This is a genomic window from Bacillus cereus group sp. BfR-BA-01330 (assembly GCF_022663885.1).
Lineage (GTDB): Bacteria > Bacillota > Bacilli > Bacillales > Bacillaceae_G > Bacillus_A > Bacillus_A cereus.
The window spans coordinates 346,343-362,562 of record NZ_JAKUGK010000005.1 but is presented as its reverse complement, the minus strand read 5'-3'; the positions used below and the strand labels follow the sequence as shown (position 1 = coordinate 362,562).

The window sequence follows — 16,220 nt, the reverse complement described above, 5'->3', positions numbered from 1 at the left end:
CTACTCTATATGAGATACGATGTCACCTAACGCTTCTTTTTGCATATCAATCAGTTGGAAAATGCCTTGTTCTGCTGCATCAAGTAATTCATTTAACTGCGCTCTACTAAACGTCGCTTCTTCTCCAGTTCCTTGCACTTCAACAAACTGACCTTTTCCAGTCATAATTACATTCATATCAACGTCTGCTTTAGAATCTTCTGCATAGTTTAAATCTAAAACAACACCTTGCTCTTCAACAATTCCTACTGACGTTGCTGCTAAATAATCTTTTACTGGAATTTTAGATACTTTTTCTGCTTGTAATAACTTCTCAAACGCTAATACCATCGCTACGTATGCACCTGTAATAGAAGCTGTTCTCGTTCCACCATCTGCTTGGATGACATCACAGTCAATCCAAACTGTTCTCTCGCCAAGCGCTTCTAAATCAACTACCGCACGTAATGCTCGTCCAATTAAGCGCTGGATTTCCATTGTACGCCCTGTTACTTTCCCTTTGCTTGACTCCCTAATCGTACGTTGTTCTGTTGCACGCGGAATCATCGCGTATTCAGCTGTTACCCATCCTTTTCCTTCTCCACGCATAAACGGTGGTACACGCTCTTCAATTGTTGCTGAGCAAATTACCTTTGTATCCCCAACTTCAATTAATACAGATCCCTCTGGATGTTTTAAATAATTCGTATGAATATGTATATGGCGTAATTCTGTTTTCTCTCTACCATCTACTCGCATAAAAATAACCTCCTCTTAATTACTACTCGTTAGTATAGCCAAATTTAAATGTATGATATGTATACAATAAAAGAAGGAGAACCCAAAAAGCAATTCTCCTTTCTTACTTAAGTATATCAAATTATTCAAGATTAAAAACTACCTGTATTCACGTTTTCTGGACGATCTACAGGTTTTATTAACTTTCCGCCCTTTTCATCTATAAGATTTGCTTTTCCATTCACTTCAATAGAAATATTTTTCACACCTTTCTTTTCTGTTAAAGATAAAACTAACGACTTCAATACGTAATTTGAGATCATATTTTTATCTGGGTTTACAAATATATTTTCATTAAAGTTTAATGTAAGATTTCCGTCTTGTAATTTCGGATTCGTAATAAGCTTAACGCCTGGATTAAAATCATTCAGGAGCGATTGATGGATCGGACCTTTTACAAGTTCATCTATAATTGCTGCATAGTCATTTTCTTTACCTTCCGCAACGCGGCGTGTGACTGGTACGTAGTATTGCTGTTTATTATTATTTTGCGCCATAAAATACAGTGTGACTGGTTTTGTATTTGTTACATCTGCTACTTGTTCATCATCGAAGTTAATACCATTTGCACGGCTCACTCCTTCACCAAGCGGTGTACCACCAACCGGCATCTTTGCCAATTTCTCACCATTTATTTGGAACTGCACTTGTTTTATCTCTGTAAATTGCGTCAACGTCCAAGCTATAGATTCAACGATTTGACGCTCTTCTTCTTTCGCATAGTTTTTCATTTCTTTAGAGAAATCAATAACTGCCGTTCCGTCCTTTTTCAAATCTAAAGTCATCGTTGTATTCGCCGGAATGACTGCACGAAACCCATTCGGTAATAAATTCGTTACCGGTCCATCTTTCACAAGGTATTCTAACGTTTGCTTCACAGTCTCATTTGCTTTCGGAGTAGGTATAGCTAACGTTTGTGGTACAACATAACCATTTTTATCAACAAGGTATAGTTCTCTGTTTACCATTTGCCCTTGCTTATCTTTTTTAGCTACTTCTTTCTTCCCACCCTCTGTATACGTAACTTGTTTTGGCGGATCAATTTGTTCAGTTGCTTTCTCTTGATTTATAAAGCCACACCCTGTTAGTAAAACAGCGCTCACAGTAGCACCAACAACCCATTTAAAAGTGGATTTAGGCATGCCATTCCCCCCTAAAATCTAAGTTTGTACTATTATGTATACGAGCTGTTTCACGTTTTAGAACAAGCTGCGCCTCTTATAAATTGAAACTTTAATCAGTAGGGGTCTTACTCCCCAGCAAATAGCAAGATAAAACAAAAACTCCTGATTTCTCAGGAGCTCACTTATATAAATTCTACTATTATTCTTTTTCTAAATGAATATGCTTCACATTTTCAATCGGTTGACCGAACCATTTTGATGCAATTTCTTTAAACAAGCCTATTTTTCCTGTTGTTAAGAAGAGATGATCGCTTTGTTCTTCTCCTTCATTCAACATTTTACTATGATATAAGATTGTACTTACTTCACGTGCTGTTTCATCACCAGAACTAATTAGTTGCACTTTATCTCCCATTACTTTTTTAATAACAGGTCCTAAAATCGGATAATGTGTACACCCTAATATAAGTGTATCAATATCGGTACTTTTCAGTGGTTGCAACGTTTCTCTTACAACTTCATACGCCATTTCACTTTCGAAATTCCCACTCTCTACAAGTTCAACGAAAGGTGGACAAGCTAAACTTTCTACCATAACACGGTTATTAATAGACTTTAACGCCTCTTCGTATGCACCACTTTTCACCGTTCCAATCGTTCCAATAATCCCAACGTGATACGTGTTTGTCACTTTTAAAGCTGTACGTGATCCTGGGTGAATAACTCCTACTACTGGAATTGGTAATTGTTTTTGCATCTCTTCTAATACAACTGCAGTTGCTGTATTACACGCAATAACTAACATTTTAATATTTAAGTCTAGTAAATGCTCTGTCATTTCCCACGTAAATTGACGTACTTCTTCTCGAGAACGTGGACCATAAGGACAACGTGCTGTATCTCCTAAATATATGATACGCTCTTTCGGCAACTGACGAATTAATTCCTTCGCTACTGTTAAACCGCCAACTCCTGAATCGATAACACCGATTGCTCTATTCAACTTCATCACCCGTTTTCTCATTCATCATCTTTTATGTTTATCATTATATTTTACACACTTTAAGTTCGCTCACTTCAAATACTTCTGTATGAAAATTTTCATTTTCCCATGTATAGACTAGGACCTTTTTTATTTTGCTCCTTTTTTTCGTAATTTGCAAGATAGAAAAATAACCGACCTTCTATAAGAAAGTCGGTTTCTTCTATATAAAGTGCATATTCATTGCTCCATCTTTTTTTGAAAAGAAGACATTCCCATCAATAAGAAAAAATGAGCAGCAATTAAAATGACGATCAAAATAAAATTCAATCGATAACTATTTGTAGATTCCATAATTTTGCTCGCTACAGCTGGTCCAAATGCCATACCGAAAAAGTTAATTAAATTATATAAACCAAGACCGACTCCAACTTTAGCTAGATTTAATGTTTTCGGGATAAATGTGTTTAATGATACTTGAATTGCCGAATAACTCATAAATGTTAAAATAACCGCAAATAAAATAAAGAGTAAGTTCCCGTCCGGAATAATCCCTAAAATTAAAAAGCCAATGATCATAACTACAGAAGCTACATACATCATCTTCACATTCCCAAACGAAGGAATAATCTTTCCGGTAATAAAACTAGATACAATACCAAAGAGAGATGCAATAAACAATACAATTCCAATAACGAATGGAGACAATCCATGTCCTCTTCCTAACAGTAATGGTAATAATAATAAACTAGCACATAACGCCACATTAATGATAAATCCGACCGCTATTAAACGAAGTAATGGTTTATTTGTAAATAACTCAATATCAATAAACGGCGACTCTGTTCTCTTCATATGAGCCTTAAATAAAAATAGAAAAACAACAGATAACACAAAAAGCCAACTATTAATATTAACTCCTAATAAAATGGTCGTAATCAATACAAATAATAAAACTGCTCCAATGAAATCAAAGCGAAACACTTCATCTGTATGTCGCGCCTCTTCTGGCATAAATTTTACGAGTAAGAAAATACCAATCATTGAAATAACCATAAATAAAAATAAATACGGCCACCCTAACGTATTTGTAATTGCCCCACCTACTAAAGGTCCAATACCAACCGCTAATGCAATAGAAGAACTAATCATTGCTAACGCACCTGGTTTTTTAGCTGGAGCAACTAATTTCGCCACCGCAATCATACTAAGCGCAATAAACGCTGCTCCCCCGCTCGCCTGCACTAACCTTGCGAAAATGATAATTTCATAAGATTGATTCATAAATCCAACAATAGAACCAGCTACAAATATGATAATAGAAATAATTAATAGTCTTTTTACACTGTAACGATCAGCCAGCTTTCCATATATTATCGAACCAATACCGACAACTAAAGAATACCCTACTACAACCCAACTTACTTTCGATTGACTAATTGATAAATCATTGGCAATATCCTCTAGCGCTACATTAAATAACACAGCGTTCATCGGTCCTAACAAAACAATAAAACATAATGTAAAAACAAACCATTTCGAATGGTTTCTTATATCTTTCCCCATGTGTAACACTCTCCTGATTGCAATTTTAAAACTATCAAACTATAGATAAAAAAATGAACTTATTTAAATGTTGTATCACCACTAAACAACTTCATTAAATGTGTAAAAGTTGCTAATTTATCGCGCGATAAAGTGAAACTTTAATCAGTGAGGTTTGTGTTCATCTCCCACTGATTATTAGCCCTCACCAATCGGGCTTTTACGGGCAGCCCAACCCCCACCTAACTTCTTTGCTTCCGCTGAATTTTGAGATGGAGGTCTTACTGCCCGTTAATGCGGGGTAAATTGAATTCGAAACGAAACACGTATGTTGTTCGATATTCATGGAACTATCATAGTTTCAGCATTACAGTTTGTCAACGAAAAATATACAAAGTAAACTAATTAAGCCTTTTTAGTTTACCTTGTTCGAAAGTTATTATACACTAATTTCGAAGCCGATATAAGGAGGACTGGCATGATTATTCAAATTTACATTTTTTAACTTAATAAAATGAAACGCATACAGAACTTTTATATAGAAGAGACATTATAGGAGGATTATGATGAAGAGAAAAATGTTAGTTGTATTAACAAGCGTAGAAAAATACCCAAATTTAAATAGGGCTACCGGACTTTGGCTTGGTGAAGCTGTACATTTCGTAAAAAAAGTAGAAGAAGCGGGTTACGAAGTTGATTACGTCAGTCCACAAGGCGGTTATACACCAATTGATCCACATAGTTTAGCAATGGCGGAGAGTATCGATTGGGAATGGTATCAAAAGAAAGAGTTTATGAATCGCCTCGGTTCTACAATGAAACCAAGTGAAGTGAATCCAGAAGACTACGCTGTTATTTATTACGCAGGTGGCCACGGGGTTATTTGGGACTTCCCAGAAAATAAAGAACTTCAAAATATTAGCCGCAATATTTATGAAAACGGCGGAATTGTTTCTTCGGTTTGTCATGGAGCTGCTGGTTTATTTCATATTACATTAAGCAACGGAGATCGTTTAATTAGCGGTAAGAAGGTAACAGGCTTTTCAAATGAAGAAGAAAAATTAGCTGAATTAGATCAATTCGTTCCATTTTTAACAGAAGATGAACTCATTAAAAATGGAGGACTTTACGAAAAAGCCGCGCAACCGTGGGAAGCTTATGCTCTAGAAGATAATCGTGTTATCACTGGTCAAAACCCAGCTTCAGGTGGTCTAGTAGCCGAATTAGTATTAAAACAGTTGCAAAAATAATATGTACTAAAAAAGCAGATTCTCCTCTATTAAGGGAGATCTGCTTTTTTACGAAATCATTTGCAAAATAGCAATAACTTCTTTTTCAATTTCAGAATCATCAATTGCTTCTATATACTCTGGTTTAAAAAGTTGATACTTCTTTAATTGATAAAAATCAAGTATCGCTTTCTTTAACGTAATATCGTACTGAATACAAAAAGAATGATCTATAATACGTCTTAACATCACATCATCTTGTACCATAAATAATTGTGCATTCATTTTATTAAAATAACCTTGTTCCATACCCGCTTCAAAAAACATTTGCAAATTATGGTTACGATTTTGTTGGGCAGCGACTAATTGATCCGACAAATGCGGATATGCTTCTTTCAAATCTTGCAAAAAAACATCCGAAATATATGTCACACATTTTAAAGAATGGATAAACGTCTTTTGGAAACGTTCTGTAAATGACATACTTTCATCTTGATTATCCGCATCACCTTCAAGTAGATAGTTCATGAAATCCTCTACTACCACCTCAATAATTTCATCTTTCGAAGAAAAACGTTTATATAAAGTAGCTTTACTAATATCCATATATTTCGCAATTTCATCTATTTTCAATTGGCTAAAACTTGTCTTTCTAATAATGGGCTTTATTTTATTAATATAAGTATTTGCACATGCGACTTTTCTCATTTAAAAGAGCCTCCCCTTTTGTCCATACAAAATAGTATAGCAAATTCACGAATGATTATAAATGAAGTTATTATACTCACTATGCCTTTTTAGTTTATTACATTTTCATATACTATACATAAAAAACTATAATCAATTATTACCAACTGGACGGTTACAAACCAATTTCGAGGCGGGAATTTTAGAATACAGTGAAACTTTAATCAGTGGGGGTCCTACTGCCCGGCAAATAGAGGGATAAAAATACCCACTACCTTTGTTAGTAGCGGGTACTTTTTCTATAATTTATTTACAGCCCTTTTTATAGCCTTACCTATTTCCACGCTAGACTGTGGATTTTGTCCTGTAATTAAATGACCATCTACTACTACATGCGGCGTAAAATTGGGGGCTACATAAAACAAAGCTCCTTCTTCTTTCAACTTACTTTCTAGCAAAAACGGAACGCGCTTTTCTAAATGTACAGCTCTTTCTTCATCGTTTGTATAACCTGTTATACGCTTACCCGCAACAAAAAACGAGCTATCCTTATTTTTCACACCGACTAAAGAGCTTACTCCGTGACAAACAGCCGCTACAATCCGGTTATTGTTATACATATTCTCAATCAAATTTGCTACATATGGATTACCTGGAAAATCTACAATCGCCCCGTGCCCACCACCAAATAAAACCGCATCATAATCCGAAAAATGAACATTTGAAATCGGCCTCGTATTTTGCAATAAAGAAGCTACATGCTTGAATTCGCGAGGTATACCATTCGGAATAGACACTCTATCTATAGGTACTCTCCCGCCTTTTATTGACACAATATCAACATCAAACTTAGCCTTTTTTAATACATGATAAGGAGCTGCGAGCTCTTCAAGCCACAAACCAGTCGGGTGTCCATTCATATCATGAGCACTTGTTGAAACTAACAATATCCTTTTCAACATATCCCCTCCTTATTACCTATTTATGTATGAAACGTTTTTATCATTCATATAGCAAGTGAAGCAAACAAAAAAATAGCCGACTTTTATATAAAAGTCGGCTGCTTTCTTATAATTCGAGCTCTCCCATACGAAGAAGCTCCACAACTGCTTGTGAACGTCCTTTAACCCCTAGCTTTTGCATTGCGTTTGAGATGTGGTTGCGAACTGTCTTTTCACTTATAAAAAGTTCACCTGCAATTTCCTTCGTTGTTTTATCTTGAACCAGCAATTCAAATACTTCTCTCTCTCTCTTTGTGAGTAAAGGTTTAGATTGATACGCTTTTTCCTTCAACTGGTATAACCCTCCTTGCTTAAGCCAGAGCTGTGTATGTGTAAGTTGGGTGTTTATTTAGTCAAGATATTGTATGAACGAAATGTGCAGGTGGTGAATGAAAATGGGCTTTATTTCCTATGTTATTTTAGACTTTTATACAGTGCGTACACTCTTTTTATCCACTTACTTTCCAACGCGCCATATTTGTTCTAGCAATATACTTACAACCGTACCTACAAATAAGCCATTACCGAATATATATTGCATAACAGACGGCAAGGATTGGAGTGCTCCAGACGGTAAAAACATAACGCCGCTGCCAAATAATACTGCAACGCCTAAAATCGTTACATTCCTTTCACTCATCGGCACTTGTTTTATATTATTAAATCCAATTCCAATTAACTGTACGAACGAAGCCATTAAAACAGCCGATGCGACAGCTGATGGTAAAGATGCTAAGTAACGAATAATACTTGGAAAAAGAGACATTACGACTAGTAACGCACATGCCATTAAGAACGATCGGATATATTTTTGTTTTGTTAAACGTATAAATCCTGCCGTTGCTGGTAACGGAACGACACCTACAGTTGAAAATACAGAAGAGATGATATGCGAAATCCCCCCAACCCATGTTCCATCTTTCAACTGTTTTTGTTCAATAGTCGCTTTATGAATAGTTGCTTGATTAATTGCTATAATAGCTGCCACCGTATTCGAAACTAAAATACATACCATAACGAAACTTGATAAAGCCATACCTGTATTCCATTTTGGAAGTCCCCAAGCAAATATATGTGGAAGTTGCACAAAATGAGTTACTTGAGATGGGATTGTCACTTTTCCTGCAATGAGAAAAATAATCCACCCACTAATTAATCCTATTAAAACTGCATAACTTTTGACAAAGCCTTTTCCAAAATTAGATAGTATAATAACGAACAGAAATATACTAAACGCGATCATTGCTGTAAATCCGTCGATTTGAGAAATAGTAGCTGTAATTCCTAACATTCCTTTTAAAAATACACCACTTAATTGTAAACATAATAAAAGTAAAAACGTCCCTGTTACAAGCGGCGTAAATAAAAATAAAATACGTCCTATAAAACCAGTTACTCCTAATCCTATTAAAATAATACCGGAGATTATCATTCCTAATTCTAAAATTTGCAGTGTACTATGTAATTGATCTTGTCCGGCCGTTGCATAAGCAAGTACGGTAAATACACCAACCCAAGATCCAGCCGGCCCATCCGCAATTGGTAGTCTATGCCCAAGCCATCCTTGTAAAAAAGAAGATATACCAACTACAAAAAACGTACGCTGCATTAAATAAAATATTTCTTCCGTCGTAAGATGAAATAATCCGCCAACGACAATTGGTAGTGCGATTGAATTTGCTAATAAAAATATAAACCATTGCAAAGTTCCCATAATATGATTTTGGTTATGTTGATTGTCCAATTTTTTCATCCCTTCTAGCTTTCCTATAAAAATATATTGTAAGAATAAAAAAGAAGAGTTCTATACTCACCATTAGAACCCTCCTCAAAATATTTAAACGATTCTTCTACACAAGATTATTTAATTCCACCTCATTTAAACTTCCAACAACAATATTTCCTTTATACACGACTAAACGTTTTTCTGTTTGACGCGCCACTGCTTCAGCAGCGCATGTCGCATTCGTCAAAACAAAGCTCGCTTCATCCCCTACATTCGGCCATACTCGCTTCCCTTCCTTATTTAACGTTTCTTTTCCTCCTGTAATAAAGCGGAGTGCTTTTCCTAAAGACCTTTCGTCACTCCACCCAAAACGCTCTGCTAATCGATTCGCCTTTTGAAGCATATCACCTGTTCCAAACGGTGACCAATGATCTGTAATGCTATCATTGCCTAATGAAACCGTAACACCTTTTTTATCTAATAACGGAATTGGGATTACTTGTTTACCAATTGGCACTGTTGAAGTAATATCAATATTTACATTTGCGAGTCTTTCTGCCACTTCTTCAGCCTCTTTATCAGTAACACCACCAAGTCCAAGTGCATGACTAATCGTTACACGGCCTTGCCATCCTGCTTCTTCTGTTAAACTTGCCAATCTCTTCATCGTAAACGTTCCAAGATTATTCGCATCGTGCAAATGAATATCAACATCCGCATTAAATTCTACTGCGATATCCATAATTGTATGTAATGACTTTTCAATGTCATTATCCACTGTAGCTGGATCTACTCCTCCGACTAGATGAGCACCCATACGCATCGCATCTTTCACGAGTTGCACAGAATTACTGCGCAATAATCCATGTTGCGGAAACGCAACAATTCTACTAGATACTCGATTTTTATATGTTTCTAATGCCGCTAACGTCGCCTCCAAATTACCAAGCCCAATAATTGGATCAACATTACAATGCGTTCTAATATTCGTTGCACCATTTTGCAGTAGTAACTCTAGCATATTTTCCGCTCTATTTTGAGCAGTCGCTAATTGCTTTGGTAAAATTTTTTCTTCTTCATTAAAACGTGTAAAAATACTTTCTGCTGGCATACAAGCTTTCCATGGGCCACTATAATATGTTTTATCAATGTGAATGTGCATCTCTTTGAAAGCTGGCAACATTAATAAGTTCTTAGCATCAAAAGTTACTATATCTTCCTCTTGAACAATCCCTTTTATAATTTTTTTAATTCGACCATCTTCAATAAGTAAACTGCATAATTCTGTTTCTGTTTGTGAAATTCTCTCTTCTTCATATGTATATCCTGATTCAAGCATTACGTTAGTCAACCAATATACTGTCATCTCTATTTCCCCACCCTTTATTAAAAATCACCTCATAACTACAAGTTTAATATCCACTGAAAATTAAGACAATTAATACGATCACTTCTCACAAAAAAATGTAATACAACCCCATAGTCTTCTCATAAATTTCCATATAGAATAAAAGTATGCAGTTTGATATAAAAAGGAGTTGATTGGAATATGTCAAAAAAGTTATGTAAATCCGAAACTGATAAAATGCTATTTGGTATATGTGGTGGTTTAGGAGAATATTTTGATATTAGCTCTACTCTTATTCGTATCATTTGGGTTATTGCTGTTTTATGTTTTGGGACAGGATTTTTAGTTTATTTCATTTGTTTATTACTTATGCCACGTTCGTACTAACGGCATTATTTCACATACTTAAGAAGAGCAAATCACCTATAGAATCCTATAGGTGATTTTTTCATGAAGAATATTTCATCGTTAAATGTAATACCGCCACTTCCTCTTCTTCATTTTTATAAATATGCTTCTTATTCGCTTCAAATTGAATGGAATCAAACTCATTTAATTCGTATACATCATTCTCCACTTGAATAGACACTTTCCCTTTCATTACCGTTACAAGCTCAATCGCACCTTCATGATGAGCTTCTGGCTCATATATACTATTTGATCGTAAACAAGCACGGTGCATTTCCATCCCTGTTTCTTTCGTATAACGGAACATCGTTTCTAAATGCCACGCTTGTCCTTCATCTACTGCAAATCCTTCTCCACAGCGCGCAACAGCTACAGGTTCTCCAACAACCATTAATCTGGATAAAGGAATTGATAACCCTTTCGTTATTTTCCAAATGACAGCTAGTGTCGGATTTGTTTCCCCTCTTTCTATCTTTCCTAATGTTAATTTACTAACTCCTGTTTTATGGGCTAATTCTTCTAAACTTAATTTCTGTTCATTTCGAATTTGTCTCAATAACTGTCCAACTTGTTGAATGACTTCTTTCGTTTGCATATCTTCATTTTCTTTCATATATAAAACCACCTCAAAGTATAAAATAGTTTACTTTTAACAATTAAAAGTATATCATACTATACATAATTATTTATTTTCGAAAGGAGTGCTATACTTCATGCGCGCAATTTTATTAGGTCTTTTATCATCGGCCTTTTTTTCTGCAACCTTTATTATTAATAGAGCAATGAATGTATCTGGAACGAGCTGGGCTTGGACAGCTTCCTTCCGTTTTTTATTTGCTCTTCCTATTTTATTCCTTATCGTTTTATTTCGCAAAAACTTTAGGGGATTATGGGAAGAGTTAAAAAAACATCCATTGGCATGGATCGGATGGGGTTCTGTTGCCGGTATTGGTTTTTATTCTTTATTAAGTTTCTCAGCTGTCTTTTCTCCAGCTTGGCTCGTTGCTGGAACTTGGCAAGTTACGATTTTAGCTGGTTTACTACTATCACCACTATTTTTCGTGAAAATAGAAACAAAATCAGGTACGAAACTTGTACGCGGAAAAATTCCACTTCGTAGCTTATATGTTGCATTATTTATTTTACTTGGTGTAATTTGTATGCAAGCAACTGCCGCAGGCCATATTACAATGACTCAGTTCATTTCAGGTTTTTTACCTGTCGTATTAGCCGCTTTCTTATATCCGTTCGGTAACCGAAAAATGATGGAGCTTGTTGGTGGACGCCTTGATACGTTCCAACGTGTATTAGGAATGGCAATTGGAAGTCTTCCTATAACAATCTTGCTTGGTATATACGGATTTTCTACTACTGGCATTCCAACATCCAACCAAATGCTTCAAGGATTTTTGTTAGCATTATGTTCCGGCGTTATTGCAACGATGACATTTTTCTTTGCTACTGACTTAGCAAAAGATAACCTCGCTCTACTTGGAGCTGTTGAAGCAACACAAGCTGGAACGATGGTCTTTACCGTACTTGGAGAAATCATTTTCTTAAATGGTTCACTCCCTGGAGGACTTTCTCTCATCGGAATGATTATTATCATGTTAGGAATGGTTGCAAATAGTATTTTAAACCGTTCTGTTCCAGTCGTTAAACAGAAAAAATCGGCATAAAAAAAGGGTATGGTTCTATAGGGATGAACCATACTCTTTTTTATTGTCCCCCTATTTCGCCTTATCAGAATAGTATTTCATTGGCTGTTTATACTAAAACTTATGTTATAATACGTTTCATGCGCATTAATAGGAGGTAAATTATGTTAAAAAAAGCAATCGCTGAATTTATTGGTACATTTGTACTTGTATTATTCGGAACTGGAGTAGCTGTCACTGGCGGCGGAATTGAAGGAATTGGAACATTAGGAATCGCTATGGCTTTCGGCTTATCTATTGTAGCTATGGCATATAGCATCGGAACAATTTCTGGATGTCACATTAACCCAGCAGTATCAGTAGCTATGTTCATCAATAAACGAATGAACGCTATGGAACTTTGTTATTATGTATTAGCTCAAATTTTAGGTGGTTTATTAGGAACTGCAACGTTAGTAACAATTTTAAAATCTGCTAAAACACCTTTAGATAATTTAGGACAAAATGGTTTCGGAACTCTTGGTTTATCTGGAGCATTTTTAGTTGAGTTCATTTTAACTTTCGTATTTATTTTAGTTATCGTTGCTGTAACAGGTAAAAAAGGAAGTTCTTCTTTAGCTGGACTAGTAATTGGTTTCACATTAGTTTTAATTCACTTATTAGGAATTCCGTTAACTGGAACATCTGTTAACCCAGCTCGTAGTATCGCACCAGCTTTATTTGTTGGTGGAGAAGCACTTTCTCAACTATGGGTATTCATCGTAGCACCAATTCTTGGTGGTATCTTCGCAGCTATCGTAGGTAAATTCATTTTAAATACTGAAAAATAGAATTTTCAATATTTCTGAATAAAAAAATGCGAGCCCTCATTATGAGGAAGCTCGCTTTTTTTATTCTTTCATTTTAGACTTTAAATTTGTAACTAATTGATCTACCGTTACATTTGCAAGTACGTTTTCCATCGCTTCTTGCGCTTGCATTAAAATAATTTCTAATACTGATTGAATATTAGCTCCTACTGGACATTCAATGTTGGGATTTTCATGGAAGGAAAATAGTTGTCCTTCTTCTACAACTTCCACTGCTTTATATACATCAAGTAATGTAATTTCTTCTAAATCTCGAGCAAGTGTCGTACCACCTTTACCAGCTTGTACATCAACAAGTCCTGCTCTCTTCAACATTCCTGTAATGCGACGAATCACAACTGGATTTGTATTCACACTACCGGCAATCCATTCAGAGGTACAGCGAGAGTTTCGATCTATCGCAAGTAATGTCAGCATATGAACACCTACTGTAAAACGACTACTAATCCCCATCTGCACACCCTCCTTTTTATTCATTCTATTAAAAGACGACTCTTATTATTATATACTATTTTTAATTTATACATAAAGAAAAAGCATGATTTCAATAGGAAATCATGCTTTTCTCTCATTATTGACGCTTTATAAATTTCGCTAAATCTTTAAATTTCACTTTATCTGAGTAATTCATTACGCCGTTTACGTAAATGCGGCTTGTAACAGCATTTAATACTGCAATTGTCGCCAATAAGACTGCTAATGTTATCGTAATTTCTAGCATACCTGCTTCACCAGCTACAATACGTGAGAAGGTAACCATCGGTGTAAAAAATGGAACGTAAGAACTTACAACAACGATAGTACTATTCGGATCACTTAATGATTTAATACTAATAAAGAATGCAGCCATAATTAAAATCATTACCGGGAAAGATACAGCTTGTAAATCCTCCGTCTTAGACACGACAGCTCCAGCAGCAGCATACATCATCGCATAAAGTAAATATCCCGTAATGAAATAAACAAGAAACATGCTGATAACTTTTGCATCTAATTTCGTAAAGTCAATTGGAATACCAAATAGTGAGGCACTTTCTAAATCGACCCAACCTAACAAATATGGAATAAGATAACCACACGCCAATATGACAAGTTGCAATAACGCCGTTGAAACAACCGCTAAAATTTTCGCATACATCATCGTAAGAGGCTTCACTTTCGGAAGCATTACTTCCATTACACGTGACGCCTTTTCAGATGCAATATTCATTGCGATTGTATTTCCGAACGCTACAATAAACATATATAAAGCAAATGTAAAGAAATAGGCAATTCCGAAAGAAGATGTACGATCTTTTATCGCTTCTTGCTTTACTTGAATTTCTGTTTGTAATTGCTGTGCAATTTCTGGTGAAACATTATTTTTGGCAATCGTCACCATCGTATATTGTTGCTTTAAATATCCTGCCATAATTGCAGAAGTTGCTTGGCTTGGAAATCCATTATACATATATGTAATCGATGGAGCCCCACCCTTTTCCGTCACATGGAATAGACCATCTAAATCGCCTTCTTCTACTTGCTTATGCAGTTTATCAAAATCATCCTTTGAACCAATTGTTATTTTTGCTGATGGCAATAGCTTATTTAGCTCATCTTTTTGTACTTTATATGCGGAACTCTCTACTACAACTGCAATTTTATCTTTATCCTTATTTTTATCATCGCCTGAAGTAAAATGATTAAATGCAAAAATCCCAAACACAACTAAAAATAAAATCGCACTCGTAATTAATGATTTCTTAGATAAAAACGCTTCCCTAAAATAAAATGAAAATACGTGAGAAAATTTACGCATCGTTATTTCGCCCTCTCTACAAAGATTTCGTTTAACGTCGGCTCTAACATTTTGAATTGTCGTAAGCTAACACCTTGCTCTTGCAACTGTTGCAAAATCTTGAGAGCTTCCGCATCGTCTTGTACTTTCACATAAAGAAGGCCTTGTTGTTTTTCATACGATACATGTATAGCTTCTAATCCCTTTTCATTCTCTACTGTATCTTCAATCGTTAAATTACGGAAACCGTATTCTTTCTTAATATCACTTAGCTGTCCTTTTACGACTGCTTCACCTTTTTTCAAAATACATACATGTTGGCAAAAAGCCTCTACTTGTTCCATACGATGACTTGATAAAATAATCGTCTTTCCGCTCTGTACTTGTTCTTCAATAATACTAGCTAACATCCCAGCATTAACTGGATCAAGGCCGCTGAATGGTTCATCTAGAATGAGAAGTTCCGGATTATGAAGAAGAGCAGCAATTAATTGGATTTTTTGCTGATTCCCTTTTGAAAGCTCTCCAGCCGTTTTAAATTTATATTCTGGTATCGCTAAACGCTCTAACCAGTGATCAATAGCGTGATCCACTTCTTTCTTCGACATTCCTTCTAATCTACCAAAATATCGCAGCTGATCTATTACTCTACTTTTTGTATATAAACCTCTTTCTTCTGGTAAATACCCAATTGTTACACCACTATTTCCAAATGCTTTTCCATCCCATGTAATCGAACCTTCATTAGGCGTTAATAATCCGAGAAGCATTTTGATTGTTGTTGTTTTCCCTGCACCATTTCGTCCAAGTAACCCTAGTACTTCACCTTTTGGTAACGAAATTTGCAAACCGTTAACTGCTTTTGATTCCCCAAATTGTTTCGTTAAGTTTTGAATTTGTAAACTCAAGTATAAAGCCTCCCCTTTAGTATCATTCGTACTCTCTTTCAAAGACTATGTTTATTCAAGACAAAATATAGCACCACGCTTCATCCTCTTATATGTAAACATCGTCATGAATCCATCATTTGTTCTATTTAGTTAAAATTGTAAATAACAAAGTTCTTTTTGTCAATTATAATTGTCATTA

At 35.4% G+C, this 16,220-nt stretch carries 17 protein-coding genes; 4 read left to right on the top strand and 13 right to left on the bottom strand.

Annotation, left to right across the window (positions count from 1 at the left end; translation table 11 throughout):
* The 4 genes from rph to MR112_RS17035 form a co-directional block, all read right to left on the bottom strand.
* Entirely contained in the window at nt 1-738 is a 738-nt protein-coding gene (gene rph, locus MR112_RS17050; RefSeq protein ID WP_001261765.1) for a ribonuclease PH, read from the bottom strand.
* A 131-nt stretch (nt 739-869) separates the two neighbouring features.
* The gene (gerM, locus tag MR112_RS17045) at nt 870-1,919 is read right to left on the bottom strand and encodes a spore germination protein GerM (protein WP_001126746.1); all 1,050 of its coding nucleotides are present in this window, start codon (nt 1,917-1,919) and stop codon (nt 870-872) included.
* Between the two features lie 181 nt (nt 1,920-2,100).
* On the bottom strand, nt 2,101-2,910 hold the full coding sequence (racE, locus tag MR112_RS17040) for a glutamate racemase (protein ID WP_000774005.1): 810 nt from the start codon (nt 2,908-2,910) through the stop codon (nt 2,101-2,103).
* A 213-nt stretch (nt 2,911-3,123) separates the two neighbouring features.
* A complete protein-coding gene (locus tag MR112_RS17035) occupies nt 3,124-4,449 on the bottom strand; it encodes an MFS transporter (RefSeq protein ID WP_242245147.1) in 1,326 nt (441 codons plus the stop codon).
* A gap of 545 nt (nt 4,450-4,994) precedes the next feature.
* Between MR112_RS17035 and MR112_RS17030 the strand changes: the two genes are divergently transcribed.
* A complete protein-coding gene (locus MR112_RS17030; protein WP_000823847.1) occupies nt 4,995-5,678 on the top strand; it encodes a type 1 glutamine amidotransferase domain-containing protein in 684 nt (227 codons plus the stop codon).
* 48 nt (nt 5,679-5,726) lie between these two features.
* Here MR112_RS17030 and MR112_RS17025 read toward each other — a convergent pair whose 3' ends face one another.
* The 5 genes from MR112_RS17025 to MR112_RS17005 form a co-directional block, all read right to left on the bottom strand.
* On the bottom strand, nt 5,727-6,365 hold the full coding sequence (locus MR112_RS17025; protein ID WP_001233008.1) for a TetR/AcrR family transcriptional regulator: 639 nt from the start codon (nt 6,363-6,365) through the stop codon (nt 5,727-5,729).
* Nucleotides 6,366-6,643: 278 nt separating this feature from the next.
* Nucleotides 6,644-7,306 carry a type 1 glutamine amidotransferase domain-containing protein gene (locus MR112_RS17020; protein WP_033695592.1) on the bottom strand — a complete coding sequence of 221 codons (663 nt, stop codon included), beginning with the start codon at nt 7,304-7,306 and terminating at the stop codon, nt 6,644-6,646.
* Nucleotides 7,307-7,412: 106 nt separating this feature from the next.
* Nucleotides 7,413-7,637, bottom strand: coding sequence for a spore germination transcription factor GerE (gerE, locus tag MR112_RS17015; RefSeq protein ID WP_000659484.1), 225 nt, complete (start codon nt 7,635-7,637; stop codon nt 7,413-7,415).
* A gap of 165 nt (nt 7,638-7,802) precedes the next feature.
* Nucleotides 7,803-9,098 (bottom strand): purine/pyrimidine permease, encoded by a 1,296-nt coding sequence (locus MR112_RS17010; protein WP_242245146.1) that lies wholly within the window; start codon nt 9,096-9,098, stop codon nt 7,803-7,805.
* Nucleotides 9,099-9,195: 97 nt separating this feature from the next.
* A complete protein-coding gene (locus MR112_RS17005; protein ID WP_061457734.1) occupies nt 9,196-10,437 on the bottom strand; it encodes an amidohydrolase family protein in 1,242 nt (413 codons plus the stop codon).
* A gap of 183 nt (nt 10,438-10,620) precedes the next feature.
* On the opposite strand from MR112_RS17005, the gene MR112_RS17000 reads away from it, so the two are divergent.
* Nucleotides 10,621-10,806, top strand: coding sequence for a PspC domain-containing protein (locus tag MR112_RS17000; RefSeq protein ID WP_000038411.1), 186 nt, complete (start codon nt 10,621-10,623; stop codon nt 10,804-10,806).
* A 61-nt stretch (nt 10,807-10,867) separates the two neighbouring features.
* On the opposite strand, the gene MR112_RS16995 is transcribed toward MR112_RS17000, so the two are convergent.
* Complete coding sequence (locus MR112_RS16995) at nt 10,868-11,440, bottom strand: helix-turn-helix domain-containing protein (RefSeq protein ID WP_000661924.1); 573 nt, start codon at nt 11,438-11,440, stop codon at nt 10,868-10,870.
* Nucleotides 11,441-11,540: 100 nt separating this feature from the next.
* Between MR112_RS16995 and MR112_RS16990 the strand changes: the two genes are divergently transcribed.
* Together MR112_RS16990 and MR112_RS16985 are read left to right on the top strand one after the other, a co-directional pair.
* Nucleotides 11,541-12,506 (top strand): DMT family transporter, encoded by a 966-nt coding sequence (locus MR112_RS16990; RefSeq protein WP_001201636.1) that lies wholly within the window; start codon nt 11,541-11,543, stop codon nt 12,504-12,506.
* Between the two features lie 143 nt (nt 12,507-12,649).
* Nucleotides 12,650-13,315: an aquaporin gene (locus MR112_RS16985; RefSeq protein WP_000913213.1), complete on the top strand. Its 666-nt coding sequence runs from the start codon at nt 12,650-12,652 to the stop codon at nt 13,313-13,315.
* 60 nt (nt 13,316-13,375) lie between these two features.
* On the opposite strand, the gene MR112_RS16980 is transcribed toward MR112_RS16985, so the two are convergent.
* The 3 genes from MR112_RS16980 to MR112_RS16970 form a co-directional block, all read right to left on the bottom strand.
* Complete coding sequence (locus MR112_RS16980) at nt 13,376-13,807, bottom strand: Rrf2 family transcriptional regulator (protein ID WP_000512998.1); 432 nt, start codon at nt 13,805-13,807, stop codon at nt 13,376-13,378.
* 118 nt (nt 13,808-13,925) lie between these two features.
* On the bottom strand, nt 13,926-15,152 hold the full coding sequence (locus MR112_RS16975) for an ABC transporter permease (RefSeq protein ID WP_242245145.1): 1,227 nt from the start codon (nt 15,150-15,152) through the stop codon (nt 13,926-13,928).
* Between the two features lie 2 nt (nt 15,153-15,154).
* The gene (locus MR112_RS16970; protein WP_000058117.1) at nt 15,155-16,039 is read right to left on the bottom strand and encodes an ABC transporter ATP-binding protein; all 885 of its coding nucleotides are present in this window, start codon (nt 16,037-16,039) and stop codon (nt 15,155-15,157) included.
* Nucleotides 16,040-16,220 lie beyond the last annotated feature (181 nt).

What these genes read in the sequence shown, in the direction of transcription:
- rph (WP_001261765.1), bottom strand. Translation starts at nt 738, where the DNA reads ATGCGAGTAGATGGTAGAGAGAAAACAGAATTACGCCATATACATATT.
- gerM (WP_001126746.1), bottom strand. Translation starts at nt 1,919, where the DNA reads ATGCCTAAATCCACTTTTAAATGGGTTGTTGGTGCTACTGTGAGCGCT.
- racE (WP_000774005.1), bottom strand. Translation starts at nt 2,910, where the DNA reads ATGAAGTTGAATAGAGCAATCGGTGTTATCGATTCAGGAGTTGGCGGT.
- MR112_RS17035 (WP_242245147.1), bottom strand. Translation starts at nt 4,449, where the DNA reads ATGGGGAAAGATATAAGAAACCATTCGAAATGGTTTGTTTTTACATTA.
- MR112_RS17030 (WP_000823847.1), top strand. Translation starts at nt 4,995, where the DNA reads ATGAAGAGAAAAATGTTAGTTGTATTAACAAGCGTAGAAAAATACCCA.
- MR112_RS17025 (WP_001233008.1), bottom strand. Translation starts at nt 6,365, where the DNA reads ATGAGAAAAGTCGCATGTGCAAATACTTATATTAATAAAATAAAGCCC.
- MR112_RS17020 (WP_033695592.1), bottom strand. Translation starts at nt 7,306, where the DNA reads ATGTTGAAAAGGATATTGTTAGTTTCAACAAGTGCTCATGATATGAAT.
- MR112_RS17010 (WP_242245146.1), bottom strand. Translation starts at nt 9,098, where the DNA reads ATGAAAAAATTGGACAATCAACATAACCAAAATCATATTATGGGAACT.
- MR112_RS17005 (WP_061457734.1), bottom strand. Translation starts at nt 10,437, where the DNA reads ATGACAGTATATTGGTTGACTAACGTAATGCTTGAATCAGGATATACA.
- MR112_RS17000 (WP_000038411.1), top strand. Translation starts at nt 10,621, where the DNA reads ATGTCAAAAAAGTTATGTAAATCCGAAACTGATAAAATGCTATTTGGT.
- MR112_RS16995 (WP_000661924.1), bottom strand. Translation starts at nt 11,440, where the DNA reads ATGAAAGAAAATGAAGATATGCAAACGAAAGAAGTCATTCAACAAGTT.
- MR112_RS16990 (WP_001201636.1), top strand. Translation starts at nt 11,541, where the DNA reads ATGCGCGCAATTTTATTAGGTCTTTTATCATCGGCCTTTTTTTCTGCA.
- MR112_RS16985 (WP_000913213.1), top strand. Translation starts at nt 12,650, where the DNA reads ATGTTAAAAAAAGCAATCGCTGAATTTATTGGTACATTTGTACTTGTA.
- MR112_RS16980 (WP_000512998.1), bottom strand. Translation starts at nt 13,807, where the DNA reads ATGGGGATTAGTAGTCGTTTTACAGTAGGTGTTCATATGCTGACATTA.
- MR112_RS16975 (WP_242245145.1), bottom strand. Translation starts at nt 15,152, where the DNA reads ATGCGTAAATTTTCTCACGTATTTTCATTTTATTTTAGGGAAGCGTTT.